This window comes from Corallococcus exiguus (assembly GCF_009909105.1).
Lineage (GTDB): Bacteria > Myxococcota > Myxococcia > Myxococcales > Myxococcaceae > Corallococcus > Corallococcus exiguus.
In genome coordinates this window covers 789,478-802,298 of the sequence record NZ_JAAAPK010000002.1, presented here as the reverse complement: position 1 = coordinate 802,298, position 12,821 = coordinate 789,478, and the positions used below count along the sequence as shown (strand labels likewise).

The 12,821-nt window shown below is 68.5% G+C and carries 14 protein-coding genes; 6 read left to right on the top strand and 8 right to left on the bottom strand.

Going from position 1 to position 12,821, the window contains the following annotated elements:
• Positions 1-59 precede the first annotated feature (59 nt).
• From GTZ93_RS09680 to GTZ93_RS09670, 3 genes are all read right to left on the bottom strand, one after another.
• Entirely contained in the window at positions 60-1,586 is a 1,527-nt protein-coding gene (locus tag GTZ93_RS09680) for a hypothetical protein (RefSeq protein ID WP_139918344.1), read from the bottom strand.
• Between the two features lie 153 nt (positions 1,587-1,739).
• Entirely contained in the window at positions 1,740-2,663 is a 924-nt protein-coding gene (locus tag GTZ93_RS09675) for a DUF2381 family protein (protein ID WP_180946061.1), read from the bottom strand.
• Positions 2,664-2,690: 27 nt separating this feature from the next.
• Positions 2,691-4,535, bottom strand: coding sequence for a serine/threonine-protein kinase (locus tag GTZ93_RS09670; protein WP_306464190.1), 1,845 nt, complete (start codon positions 4,533-4,535; stop codon positions 2,691-2,693).
• A 197-nt stretch (positions 4,536-4,732) separates the two neighbouring features.
• On the opposite strand from GTZ93_RS09670, the gene GTZ93_RS09665 reads away from it, so the two are divergent.
• A complete protein-coding gene (locus GTZ93_RS09665) occupies positions 4,733-5,092 on the top strand; it encodes a helix-turn-helix transcriptional regulator (RefSeq protein WP_120577785.1) in 360 nt (119 codons plus the stop codon).
• A 4-nt stretch (positions 5,093-5,096) separates the two neighbouring features.
• Here GTZ93_RS09665 and GTZ93_RS09660 read toward each other — a convergent pair whose 3' ends face one another.
• Complete coding sequence (locus GTZ93_RS09660; RefSeq protein WP_139918342.1) at positions 5,097-6,266, bottom strand: serine/threonine-protein kinase; 1,170 nt, start codon at positions 6,264-6,266, stop codon at positions 5,097-5,099.
• Positions 6,267-6,375: 109 nt separating this feature from the next.
• Complete coding sequence (locus GTZ93_RS09655) at positions 6,376-7,149, bottom strand: alpha/beta hydrolase (protein ID WP_139918341.1); 774 nt, start codon at positions 7,147-7,149, stop codon at positions 6,376-6,378.
• A gap of 117 nt (positions 7,150-7,266) precedes the next feature.
• Between GTZ93_RS09655 and GTZ93_RS09650 the strand changes: the two genes are divergently transcribed.
• The 4 genes from GTZ93_RS09650 (at position 7,267) to GTZ93_RS09635 (ending at position 10,300) form a co-directional block, all read left to right on the top strand.
• Positions 7,267-7,935 (top strand): response regulator transcription factor, encoded by a 669-nt coding sequence (locus GTZ93_RS09650; RefSeq protein WP_139918339.1) that lies wholly within the window; start codon positions 7,267-7,269, stop codon positions 7,933-7,935.
• Positions 7,925-9,118: a sensor histidine kinase gene (locus GTZ93_RS09645; RefSeq protein WP_180946060.1), complete on the top strand. Its 1,194-nt coding sequence runs from the start codon at positions 7,925-7,927 to the stop codon at positions 9,116-9,118. Before GTZ93_RS09650 ends, GTZ93_RS09645 begins: the two co-directional genes overlap by 11 nt.
• 71 nt (positions 9,119-9,189) lie before the next feature.
• Positions 9,190-9,831: a hypothetical protein gene (locus GTZ93_RS09640; protein ID WP_139918337.1), complete on the top strand. Its 642-nt coding sequence runs from the start codon at positions 9,190-9,192 to the stop codon at positions 9,829-9,831.
• Positions 9,832-9,841: 10 nt separating this feature from the next.
• Positions 9,842-10,300, top strand: a complete 459-nt coding sequence (locus GTZ93_RS09635) for an SMI1/KNR4 family protein (RefSeq protein WP_139918335.1) — start codon at positions 9,842-9,844, stop codon at positions 10,298-10,300.
• Positions 10,301-10,421: 121 nt separating this feature from the next.
• Here GTZ93_RS09635 and GTZ93_RS09630 read toward each other — a convergent pair whose 3' ends face one another.
• Both GTZ93_RS09630 and GTZ93_RS09625 read right to left on the bottom strand, forming a co-directional pair.
• Positions 10,422-10,688 carry a hypothetical protein gene (locus GTZ93_RS09630; RefSeq protein WP_139918333.1) on the bottom strand — a complete coding sequence of 89 codons (267 nt, stop codon included), beginning with the start codon at positions 10,686-10,688 and terminating at the stop codon, positions 10,422-10,424.
• Positions 10,689-10,767: 79 nt separating this feature from the next.
• On the bottom strand, positions 10,768-11,655 hold the full coding sequence (locus GTZ93_RS09625; RefSeq protein ID WP_139918332.1) for a LysR family transcriptional regulator: 888 nt from the start codon (positions 11,653-11,655) through the stop codon (positions 10,768-10,770).
• A 130-nt stretch (positions 11,656-11,785) separates the two neighbouring features.
• Between GTZ93_RS09625 and GTZ93_RS09620 the strand changes: the two genes are divergently transcribed.
• On the top strand, positions 11,786-12,493 hold the full coding sequence (locus tag GTZ93_RS09620; protein WP_139918330.1) for a glutathione S-transferase family protein: 708 nt from the start codon (positions 11,786-11,788) through the stop codon (positions 12,491-12,493).
• Between the two features lie 55 nt (positions 12,494-12,548).
• Here GTZ93_RS09620 and GTZ93_RS42700 read toward each other — a convergent pair whose 3' ends face one another.
• Positions 12,549-12,785 carry an Rdx family protein gene (locus GTZ93_RS42700; protein ID WP_257979164.1) on the bottom strand — a complete coding sequence of 79 codons (237 nt, stop codon included), beginning with the start codon at positions 12,783-12,785 and terminating at the stop codon, positions 12,549-12,551.
• Positions 12,786-12,821 lie beyond the last annotated feature (36 nt).

Genomic DNA, 12,821 nt, shown 5'->3' with positions numbered 1-12,821 from the left:
TGCATGAGGAGGAGGCGCTCGGCCCCCTCCCCTTCACGCCCCCCGGAGCAACCGCGCTGCTACCGGCTCAGACCGCGCTGGCGGTTGAGGAAGGCGTCGCCGCGGGCGGCATCATAGTCGGTGCGCAGGTCCGGGTTGGCGATCTGTTCACCGAAGGTGCGGTGGAACGGGATGGCCTGCGAGGGCTGCTGGGCCCGCTCCTGGAGGCTGGACGTCACCCAGCGCTGGAGCTGATCAACGGTCAGGTCCTTGAGCTTGCCCGCGCCAGGGATGGGCAGGTTGGGCAGCAGCGACTTGGCGGAGAAGAGCAGATCCACCATGCCCTTCACGGCCTCGTTGCGCTTGCCCAGCTCGTCCAGGGACACCTGGAAGCCACCCTCCAGCGAGCCCACCAGGCTGCCCATGAGGCGCGCGCTGCGCTTCGCGTCCTGCGAGGGCGGGTTCTCGTTGGCGTGCTGCGCGAGCCCGGTGTTCATCGTCTCCAGGCGCTGCATGACGTTCTGGCGGAACGCGTCGCTGCCCGCGAAGTCCTGCGGAGGCGAGAAGAGCGTCCGGGCGAAGAACTCGGACATCTTCTTCTGGCCATCCAGCCCCAGCGAGCCAGAGCTGTCCTGCAGCGACGACAGCACCGCGTCACCATGCTGGGTGAAGAAGCGGGCGGCGGCGGCGCGCGACTCGCGGTTCTCCCCCAGCTTGTCGATGGAGTCCGTGAACACCTGCACCGACTCCGCCGTGGGCGGGTTGATGCGCCCGGCGGCGTCCAGCAGGCGCCCCAGCGCGGGGGAGGAGCTCGCGTCCGGGCCGGAGGCGTTGATGTTCTTGATGACATCCGCCATGCCCTCCCGGTTCGCCGACAGGAACGACTGGAGCCGGTCCGGCGGCATGCCCCCCAGCGCCGTGGCTACCGCCGCGCTTCGCTGCTGATCATCCCCGCCGCTCGCGCGGACGATGTCCATCTCCGCCTTCGCATACGTCTCGATGAGGTCCGGGTTGCCCGTGCCGGCGATGATGCCCGCCAGCCCCTCGTGCGTCGCCCCGGGCAGCGCGCCGCGGCCGGACGTGGCCACCGCCGCCGACAACTCCTGGGGAGACACCGCGCCGGAGCGGTAGGCATTGTCCAGCGCCTGGGACAGCCGCGTGCGGTCCGCCTCCGGCAGCCGCTGCACGCTGTCCAGGATGCCGCCCGCCACGGGGCCGTACTGGAACATCATGTCCATGAACGCCGCCTGCTTGGCCGGGTCCGGGTTGTTCCGCAGCCACTCGGACACGGCGGTGGCGTCCCGGCCGTCGCTGGAGTTCGCGATGGCCTGCTGCGCCGAACGCAGCTCCGTGGGCGACAGCGCCGCGGGCGCCACCGGGGTCGCGCTCGTCGTCCGCACCTCCTCCGCCCCCGCGGGCGTCGCGCCCAGGCGGTTCGCCGTCTGCGTGCCCGCGGTCCCCGCCGTCGGCTGGAACCCGTCCGTCCCCGTTCCGGAACGCACCGCTTCATTCCGGGCGGGCGGCTGCGTCGGGGTCTGCGCCACGGGGCGCTCCGCGGGCTTCGTCTCGATGGGCCGGGGCGCGTTGCGCTGGATGGTCGTCGTCATGGGGGTTCCCCCTCGTCCCCTGTTCGGGGCGGCTGGTTGGCGAGGCAAGATCCGCCCCGTTTTCCGCGATTATCGCCTGCATGGCGCCCCAGTTGCGCCGCCCGCGGCATGGGGCCCCAGCCGGATATCTGCCCACATGAGCCTATGGCGGTCTCAGGGCCATTCAGGGAACGTGATGTTCCGCAGCGTGAGGGTCCGTGGCCCGTCCGCCTCCCACAGCTTGAGCGAGAAGGGGCCTTGTACGGAGGCGGCCGGGGCCTCGGCCTCGACCACAAGGAGCTTGAACTCTTCGTCCGAAATGGGTTGCTCCTGCCAGATGCGAAGCACCTTCAACTCTGCTCCGGCCTTGTTTCGAAGCATCGCCCCTTTCGCGCGCCACGGTGCACCACTGGCCGTTATTGCCAGTTTGGTCTCCACCGCGACCCTCGCAGTGGAGCGGTAGCTTCTGACAAGGGATGGCGTGAGCCATTTCTCGGCATCCAGGAAGCCGACTTTGCTCATGTTACTTCCAAGCACGCCGTGTTCATCCATGGCTCCGGTGGAGATGAGCCCCGCCAGTCCAGCAGGTGCTTCATGTTCCGCCACCACCCGTGCGTTCTCCTCCTTGACGCGCGTGAGTTCGGCCCGAAGCTCCCGCACCTCTTGCTGATAGGTCGCGACCGTTCGCCTCCGCCGATAGACCTCGACGAGGGGCTGGGCCTTCACGGGGTGAACTCGCAGAAGAAAGGACGCGCTGACTGGCGCGGCCCCGTCCCTGAAGTGCACGACCAGCCGAAACGTTTCGGCGGCAGTCACGCGAGAGGACGGCACCAGACGAAGCGTGGTCTGCCCCAGGTCCACCAACTCAAAGCGGTCCCGCCCCTCCAACTCGACATCCTCGCGCTTCAAGTCGACATCGAAGAGGAGCGTCGTTGAGAGCCCCGCGCTGATGACAATCTCAGATGCGGCTTGGACCTCCTCCGGGGAAAACTCGATCCGGCGCGCTCCGGGCCCGAAATACAAGGCTTCGGATTGCGCGGTCGCGGCTCCGCTTGCGAGCAGAAGTCCCAGAAGAATGGCAATGGAGGACGAGGTCACTCGGCGATTTCTCCCAGAAGCGTCTGGCTACTTGAACTCGCTCACCGCCTTCAGGGTCGCGAGGTTGAAAATACGAGCACTGGTTGATGATTCGTCTCCAGGCTCTCGCACCATGCCTCGCCCACCGGTCGTGTCGTAGACCTCGAAGCACACGGGAAAGCTCTCGCCCTTCCTCGTCGTTGCCCATGTCAGTCGTCCATAAACGCGGTCTCTCACGAAGAGCCGGCCCGAAAGCAACGTCAAGCTCGGGATGTCCCCCGCCCGGCCACCCAGGGTCACCTGACCTGGGCCCTCCTGGACGGAGACGAACCGCTCATCGAAGCCAAAGCCCGCGTCGAGCAATTGACCAATGCGGACGTGCCGTTTCTCCATGGCCTCCACGGCGCCCACCGGGCAAGGCTCGGGAGGAGGACTCGAACGCACCTGGGTTCCAGGACATCCGAGCGCCGCGCAAGCCGCCGCCGTGCCGACCGCACGAGCCATGGCGCGCATGCCCTTCTTCGTGGGCTTCGAGGGGAGTTGAAGGGGCAGCGTGTCTTTCGGCGTCGTCGTCACGGTGGCTGAAACCTCCTGGAGCGTCGCGGGGAGAGCGACGGCCGCAGCGGGGGCCTTCGGTCCGGTGAAAGCTGCGGCGCGGTCAGCTTGAGATGACTTGCCAGAGGTCGCTACTTCCTGACGGAGGGAACCCGGCTCCGCGACCCGAGACATCCCGAGTCCCCACACTGCCCCCGCCACGACGAGCGCCCCGGCAAGCGCCGTCCAGGCGCGGAAGGCCCCGCGCTTCCCGGGCGACACACGCACGGTCGACGCGGGAGGCGACACCTCCTTCGCCAGGTCAGCCGCGCCCATCGCCGGCGCCTCTCTCGGGGGAAGGCGCTTGCCCCGTCGGGGACGGTGCCGGGGCTCGTGCATCCACTGATCGAAGGAGTCGGGGTCCTCCCCCTCCGTCGTCGCGGAGTCCTCGGCGTAGGCGTCGCAGAGTGGCACGTCCCACGTCGCGTCCGCGCCACGCAGCGCCTGCTCCAGGGATTCGCAAACGACCTGGGCGCTCGGCGTGCGGGCCTCGGGTGTCTTCCCCAGCAGCCGCAGGCACACGTCACCCAGCGACCGGGGCACCCGCGCGTTCTCCTCGTGCGGCGGCGTGGGCGCGCTGGAGAGAATCGCCTCCGTCACACCGGCGGCGTCCGGGCCATCGAAGGGGAAGCGCGCCGTCAGCAGCCGGTAGGAGACGAGTCCCAGCGCCCACAAGTCGTCCGCCGGGCCCGCCGTATAACGGGCGTCCGGCGCCTCGCGGTGGGCTCGCAGGAAGCGCCACGCCTCCGGAGCGCGGTAGTCCACCGTCCCGGGCGGGAGGATGTCCGCCGTCAAGTCACGCGCGCCCGCGTAGTCGCCAATGCCGAAGTCCACCAGCTTGGCCACGCCATCCGAGGCGCGCACCATGATGTTGGCCTCCTTCACGTCCCGGTGCACCACCGCGTCCGCATGGGTCGCGGCGAGCCCCCGCGCCACCCCCAGCAGCACGTGCGCCGCCTGCCGCGCCGTGGGGTTGTGCGCGTCCGCCCATTCGTCCAGCCGGGGTCCGTCCACGTACTCCATGGCGATGACGGCGAATTGCGGCTGGACCACCGGCAAGTAGCCATGGCCCAGAATCCCCACCACGTTGGGGTGCCGCAGCCGGGTGAGGATGGAGACTTCGCGCTCCGCCCGCTCCCCCACTCGCGGCAGGTGCAACAGCTTCAGGGCACAGCGCTGGCCCTCGCAGCGCGCCAGGTACACCGTGCCGAAGCCGCCCTGCCCCAGCTGGCGCTCCACCGTGTAGCCCAGCACCTGGACCCCAGGAGACAGCACGGCCGGAGGCGGCCCCCGCATCATGACGGCCTTCCTTCGGGCTCCCAGGCGTCTTGCATGCGGCGTCCTCCCAGCGGGGGCGCGCACCCTACCAAGGACATGAGAAACCCGGGAACCCCTCCCCTTCGCGCGCGTCCGACAGAAAACCCGTGGAGTCCATCGAGACCTTTCCGACCTCCAGCATTCATCCCCTCCGTGTCCTCGGCTACGCTGCGCCCGCCATGAACGAAGAACTCGGCATCACCATTGGAACGGAGGCCCGCGCCGCCCGTCAGCACCTGGGCCTGACGCAGGCCGAAGTCGCGGAGCGCGTGGGACTGGTGCACCCCGTCTACAACCGCCTGGAGCGAGGGAAGATGCTTCCCAGCGTCCCCTCCCTCTACCGCCTCTGCCGGGAGCTGCGGGTGTCCCCCGAGAAGCTGATGGGGCTCACCGCGACGGGCGACGTGCGCAAGGGCACGAAGCCCAAGCCGCAGGAAGAGGACGCTCCAGAGCTGCGGCGTCTTCTCCACCTCGCGCGCAAGCTGGACGCGGAGGACCTCGCGGCCCTCCTCCATGTCGCCTCGGCGCTGGCGCGCTGACGCCCTACTCCTCTTCCAGGTCCTCCAACCCGTAGGCGTCCAGCCCATTGCCGAAGAGGTCTCCTTCGCCGAACTCCACGTCGTCGCGAAGGACGCTGCCCTCCACCAGCACCTGGGCCCACTCCGCCGCGGCTTCCTGCCGGCCGTAGCCCGGGTGCCGCTTCGCCAGGGCGACTCGCATGGCATCGCGCATGTCCGCCGCCGTGGCGAACCGCTCCTCGGGGTTGGCGCGCAGCGCGACATGCAGCATCGCCTTCACGTCCGCGGAGAGTGAAGCCACGGCTTCCTCGACGTCCTCCGGGCCGAAGCTCGCCAGCAACACCTGCATCTGTGTCAGCGGCAGCGAGGAGACGATTTCCGTGAAGAGATAGCGCAAGTTCGCGGGAGGGAGCGGCACGTCCTCCACGTCGAAGAGGTGCTTGCCGGTGAAGAGCTCCACCAGCAACACGCCCAGGCTGAACACGTCGGAGCGCGGCGAAAGCGGCGCTCGCGCCAGGTACTCCGGCGAGGCGTAGGCCACATCGCCCCGAACGAGGTTCGCGGGCGACTCCGCGCGCCCCACCACCAGCGAGTACGCCGCGCCGAAATTCGCCAGCTTCACCTCGCCTTGCGTCCCCACGTAGACGTGCCGGGGGTTGACGTCACGGTGGATGACGCCCAGCGACTGGCCGGTCGCGTCCGTCAGCATGTGCGCGTGTTGAAGGGCCTCCGCGATCTCCGCACCGACGTAGAGGGCGAACGCCTCGGAGACGGGCCGGCCGCGCACCACGCCCGCACTCACCAGCGTCTCCAGCGAAGGACCCGCCACCGACTCCATGACGACGTGCAGCGCCCCCTGGTGCACCTTGCGGTGGAAGACCTGGGCAATGGCCGGGTGGCGTAGGCGGAAGGCCAGCTGAATCTCCTCTCCCAGGCGCTTGCGCTTAAGATAGGTGGAGGGGTTCGCCAGCCTTCGCACGAGGCAGAAGCCGGGCAGCGCGTTGTCGTGCTCCGGGAAGCGCTGCGCCAGCATCAGCAGCTCACCCGTCGGCATCAGCACCAGCTCGCGGACCGCCTCGTAACGAATGCCGTCGATGGTGAACAGGTGCACGGGCCTCTCACGCGTCGGCGGAAGCTGCCTGCGGCGCGGGGAGGCTTCGGTGCGTGCCAGGTCGTCGGTCGTCGTGTCGGGCATGGCTCCTCGGGAGGCGGAAGAGAGGCGGCGGCGTCCCTCCGGGAGTCTGAGCGAAGTTGACCTTTAAAGTCCAGATATACGAATCCTAAAGGTCCACTCCGTTGGCCTGTCAGGTCTCGCCCAACCAGCGACGGACCTCGTCCAGGTACTCGCGCGGCAGGGCGTGCCCGCTGTCGAAGGCCCGGCGCGTCTTGCGCTTGGAGGGCGCGGCCTTGAACAGCTTCTGGGTGTCCTCCTCGGTGGAGAAGGGATCGCGGTTCGCGGTCAACAGCAGCCAGGCCTGATGAACCTGGCCCATCCTGTTCACCGGTGCGGCGTCGCCCAGCGCGGGGTCGACATGGGGTGGCACCATCGTCACCAGATGGGTGATTCGAGGCTCGCGCGAGGCCAGCAAGAGTGCCACCTGGGCACCCATGCTGTAGCCGGCGACGAGCACTCTCGGCGGCTTCTTGCCGTTGGCGAGCACCTTCGTGAGGAGCGCCTGCGCATCGCGCACGGTGTCGACAATCATCGCTTGATAGGGACCGGGCTCCCCTGCGTGCGCTCGCTTCGCGAGGGCTCCGGGCCGCGCGTCGGGGGTCGCGCGTGCGCCGTGCCGCCTCGCATCCATGAGGTAGACGCGATAGCCGGCACTCCGCAGATGCTCCGTCAGGGCCCCCCCGAAGGTCGGCTCCGAATCCGACAGCCAGTCGTCCTTGCTCCGGGTGAGGCCGTGAAGCAGGACGGCCACGGGCGGATTCGTCCCCTTCCCTTCCGGATCCAGGACCCACGCGGGAATCCGCTCCCCATCCTCCGCGCGGACCTCAAGGGGGACCGCGGAGCTCGCGGCGTGGGCCACGGAGGTGACCAGGAACATCAGACCCAGGAACAGCGAACGCATCATCACGGGACTCCTCGTTGGAGAGAGGCCGTGAAGGGTGCGGGAGCGGCGGTCAGCCAGGCGTCACCCACGCGCTGACATTCGTTTGACGTAGCTGCGGGTAGCATCCGGATTACTTCCATGCGCGTGCTCGTCATCGAGGACAACCGCGACCTCCAGGCCAACATCGCGCGGTTCCTGGAGCCGGACTTCCAGTTGGACTTCGCGAGCACCGGGCCCGAGGGGCTCGCGCTCGCGCTGGGCCACCCGTACGACGTCATCGTGCTGGACGTGATGCTGCCCGGAATGAGCGGCCTTGAGGTGTGCGAGCGATACCGGCAGGTCGCGCCCCGGCTCGTCCCCATCCTGATGCTGACCGCCCGGGACACGCTCGAGGACAAGGAAGCGGGCTTCCAGGCGGGCGCGGACGACTACCTCGTCAAGCCGTTCTCGCTCCGGGAGCTGCGTTGGCGCCTGGAAGCCCTGGCGCGCCGGCCCGTGCCTCCGAGCGGGAGGAAGCTCACATGGGGCGGGCTCACGTTGGAACCGGAGAGCGGGCACACGCGCTGGGGTGGGCGCTCCGTCCGGCTCAACCGCACCGAGGCACTCCTGCTGCGGTGGCTGATGGAGGCCGCCCCCGAATCCGTTCCCGCGGCCACGCTGGCGGAGCGGCTCTGGGGGGACGACGCGCCCGAGTCCAGTGCACTGCGCACGCACGTCTATGCCCTGCGCAAAGCGCTCGCGGGGCTGGGGCTCGACGATGCCATCACCACCCTGCGCAACGAGGGGTACCGCCTGGATGCGCGCTGAATCCTGCAGGTCGGTGCGCGCCGTACTCCAGCGCGCCATGGGGCTGTCCGCCGCATTCGCGCTGGTGCTGATGGGCGGGTTCTTCACGCTCTTCAGCTACGACCTCGAGGACGTCATCTTCAGCCGCATCGTGGCCGCGGAAGCGGACCGGAGCGAGCCAGGTCACGTCCCCGGAATCACGCGGTATGACGGCCACTCCGCGCTGCCGCCCTGGCTCGCGGAGCGCCTGCGTCCGGACGCGCCTCCGAGAGAGTACGAGGTGCCCGCCGGGAGCCACGGACACTTCCACGTCGCGGTGCGCCCCGGCGCTGGTGGAGAACGCCGGTACTTCGCGTTCGACGTGACGCGCCTGACGAGCACGACGGACAATCTGAAACGGACCGCGGGACTGCTTCTCACGAGTGCGTTGCTGGCGTTGCTGGCCGCCGCGCTCCTCGCCCGCCTCGTGGCCCGCCGGCTTGGACGGCCGCTGGAGCGGATGGTGGAGTGGATCCGGGCCGAAGGCGCACCGCCACCCGACGATGACGGCGGAGTGTCTGAGGTCCGGGCGCTGCGGGATGCACTGCTCGCACGCGACGCGCGCATCCAGGAGCAGTTGGAGCGTGAGCGGCGGTTCAACCGCGACGCGAGTCACGAACTGCGCACTCCGCTGGCCGTGGCCCAGGGCGCGGTGGAGATCCTGGAACTCGACCCGCCAAGAGACGCGGAGACGTTCGAACGGCTGCGCCGGGCCGTGAGCCAGATGGGCCTGCTGACGGAGGGCATCCTCTGGCTGGCCCGCGAGCGCCGTTCCGATGAGCGCTGCGATCTGCACCGCGTCTCGCGAGAGCTGCTCGGGCTGTACGGGCACCTGCGGCGCAGTGAAGGCATCGAGCTCACCATCGAGTCCGCTGGCGAAGTCCAAGCGCCCGTCCCTGCATCCGTCGCCAGGGTGATGATGGGCAACCTCCTCAAGAACGCGCTCGCCTACACTGACGAGGGTCGCATCGTGATCACCATCGAACCGTCGGCCTGGATCCTGACTGACACAGGGATTGGCTTTGGCAGAGCCGAGCCTGGGAGTGAGAGCCACGGCATCGGCCTATCGTTGGTGGAACGGCTGGCACAGCGCTTCGGGTGGACGCTGTCCATCCACGCACTGGAGCCCCGAGGTACGCGCGTGCGACTGAGCTGGCGGGGATAGGGCGACATGCCAGCCATGAGTTGCAGCGAACGCTTGGCCTCGCAGTCGTGGCTGTGCTGTCATGGATTGCCATGACAGCCGTTGTCGCCCTCCGCAGCGCCGTGAGCGCTGCTGTTCTTCTCACTCTCGTCGGGTGCGGCTCGGCCACCGTCGGCGGCGGCGGAAACCCAGCGCGCGCGAAGTGGGTCAGCCCTATCTTCACGACGCCGGACGGCGGCCAACTCCGGACGACCATCTATTACGGGCCCTGGCAGTGCAGCGCCGCGTTCCTGTCCCGCTGCGAGTCGAAGTGCACGGCCAAGGGACTCCCCCTCATGGGCTGCATGTGGCTGGCCGACATCAAGGGCGACTGGCAGGGGCGCTACCTCTTCATGCCTGCGGAGGCCGGCGGCCGCCTCGCCATCACCCACTGCTGCTGCGACTACCTGTCCGTGTCCGACGGCGAGGCGCAGCGGAAAATCTGGGAACGCGGTCGCACCGCATTCCGGCGTGACTGGAGTGCGGAGTTCGGCGACTGGCCGAAGACGGGCAAGACCAGTTGGCCCGGCCACCACATCTATGACCTGCTGCATGGAGGCCCTCCGCTCGATCCTGGCAACATTCTTCCTGTCCCGCCCGACGTACACCTCGAATTCAACAGCGCCTACCCCGCCTGTTATGCACCCGGAGGAAAGTGGCTGACACCTGGCCCCGAGCGGCCCTACGCGGACTGAGGGCGCCACCATGTCCATGAACAACCTGCTGAAGGATTTCTCCCGCCTCCACTTCCCCCGTCCACCAGCGACTCCGGCGGAGGTCGCGGCCTTCGAGGCTCGCATCGGATGGAAGCTGGATGCGGACCTGCGCGCCTTCTATCTGCATTCCGATGGCGGAACGCTTTTCGAGGAAGAGCCCGACGCGAGCTACCGCATTCTCTCGCTCGCGGAGATCCGCCGGGCCCGCGTTGCCATCTTGGGGCGGGACACCGACGAGTACGGGGCGCCCTCGCAGTACACGTTGGTGGACATGCAGGACACCAACTACGCCATCCTGGACGTGGCCCAGCAGGCAGGCGGCTCGTATCCGCTCTTCGATGCGTGGCATGAGACGTATCCGGTAGCGAAGCGCATCGCATCCTCGTTCGCAGAGTTCCTGGAGCGTGCGATGGCTAGCGACGGCTTCTCGTACTGGCTGGACGGGTGAACACCCCCGGGAGGGACTTCCTCTGTCGTAACGGGTCGGCTGACAGGCGGCTTCCCAGCGCCAGCACGGAAAGCCACCCGGGATACGTGGGGAGCTCAGGCGCGGAGGCCTAGCCCAATGGCTAGCACGAAGCGTTGAAGTCGATGTACGGCGATGACTTGATGCCCCAGGTGTACAGACCACCGGAGCAGCAGCCGAACTGGCCGATCAGGTCCGTGTGGCCGGGATCACTGTAGTAATTGCGGAGATCGTCCGGGCTGACCGAACAGTCCGGAAGCGGAGCCTTCTGCGTGCCCAGGTCCAGGGATTCCTCCTGCTCCACCGGACCACCACAGCCCACCGCCATCAACGCCGTCGCCAACAGACCACCGAAAACGAACGTTCGCATGCGTCCTCCGTGAGGGGGTACTGCACTCGAAGTATACCCGGCCTACACCGACAGTCCCGGAAGCCCGCGCAGAGGACGCTCAATCCTCGCCGGCGCCCTCCATCAGGAAGTCGATGACGGCGCGCACCGCGGGCAGCTGGCCCCTGCGGTGTGGCGTCAAGATCGTCGTCGTCACCGTGCCCGCGGTCCAGGAGGGAAGCACACGCACCAGCCGCCCGGCTTCCACGTCCACGAGGGTAAAGGTCTCCGGCAGACAGACGACGCCCAGTCCGGCCGTGGCCGCCTTCAAGAGCACCAGCGTCTCATCGGCGGTCATGCGTGCCCGCGGCGTCACGGTGACCGTCTCCCCCGCCCGCCCGCGCAGCCGCCATTGCGTGGCCATGGCGTGGGTCAGGAGGCCGTCGTGTTCGCTCAAATCCTCGGGCCTGCGAATCCTGCCGCGACTGGACAGGTAGCCGGGCGACGCCACCAGGACGGTGGACTCCACCGCGAGCCGGCGCTGCACCAGGCCCGAGGCGGGCAAGGGCGAGAAGTGACTGCGCACGGCGATGTCGAATCCCTCCTGCACCAGGTCCACGAAGCGGTCCGTCGCGTGAAGCTCGACGCGCACCTTGGGATGCGCCAGCGCCAGCAGCGGCAGGCGGTCCGCGATCCGGAACTGCGCCGTGGGGACCGACGTGGTGATTCGCACCACGCCACGGGGCTCCGCCTGCCGGCGGCGCACCACGTTCTCCGCGGCCTCCGCCTCCATCACGGCTGCGCGGGCATGGTCGAGGAAGTCCCGCCCCACGTCCGTCAGCGTGAAGCTCCGCGACGTGCGCTGGATCAGCCGGGCGCCCAGCGCGTCCTCCAACTCAGCCACACGCTTGCTCACCGTGGATTTGGGAATGCCCAGCCGCCGCGCCGCCGCGGCGAAGCCACCGCTCTCCACGGCCTGGACGAAGAGATGGATGTCATTGAGATTCAAGGGCCGCGCCTCATCGTCCACGGGTGTGGACCTTGCGTTCGCGTTCCGCTGTCTACACTGCGCGCGTTGCCACGGCCATCTTGTCCCCATCGAAGGCATCACGCCTTCCCCTTCGGACAGGAGCATCACCATGGCATTGCCTACCCTCTTCTACGGTGTCCCCTCGGGCTGCTCGTTTGGAGCCATCGTCGCGCTGGAGTGGCTGGGCCGGCCCTACCAGCTGTGCCGCATCGCCATGCCGGAGGACGTCACCACCGCGGACTACCGCCGGATCAACCCCGTCGCGGAGACGCCCACCTTGATGACGGAGACGGGCGCCCGCATCAGCGAAAGCATGGCCATCCTCAACCACCTGGGCGCGCGCGGTGTGGGCACCGGGCTGTCGTTCGCCCAGGGCACCGAGGACTTCGACCGGTTGAACCAGATGCTCGCGTACCTCAACACCACCTTCTTCGGCGCCTTCTCGCCGCTCTGGTACGCGCTCGATCACGCCGAGCTGCCGGAGTCCGAAAAGCAGGCGCTGCGGAACCTGGGGGCCCGCAAGGTGGTCTCCGCGCACGCGAACCTGGAGGCACTGCTGGGCGACACGCCATGGCTTCTAGGCGACCACCGCACGCTGGCGGACGCCTACTTCATCGGCATCGCCCGGTGGACCCGGTACCACGAGGTGCTGGACCGCCGCGACTACCCGAAGCTCCAGGGCCTCTTCGAGCGGCTGGAGACGGACGCCGGCGTGCGCTTCGCCCATGCCATTGAAAAGGGCGAGACGCCGCAGGGCAGCGGCGCATTCCAGGGGCACATCCGCCTCGCGGAGGCCCTGCGACGGCTGCCCGCGTGAACTGGGGAGCCCCGTCCGCCCGCTCTCCCAGGAACGGGCGGCGAAGCCATCGACGTCAAGGCTTCAGGGCGCGGAACACCGCGTCCACCACCTCCTGCTCGGTGGGGAACGCCAGGCCGGTCTTCTTGATGACGACCTTCCCCTCCACCGCCACTTCAAAAACCCCCGACCCGCCCTTCTTCAGCTCCGCATCCACTTCCAGTTCGTCCTTCAGTGCTGCCGCCGCACGGGCGGCCCGGGGCAGGTAGCCTCAAGCAGTACAGTAGGTGATGGAAACCTTCGCGTCGGCCATGGTGTGCCTCCTGACGGAATGGGACACCGCGCGGGA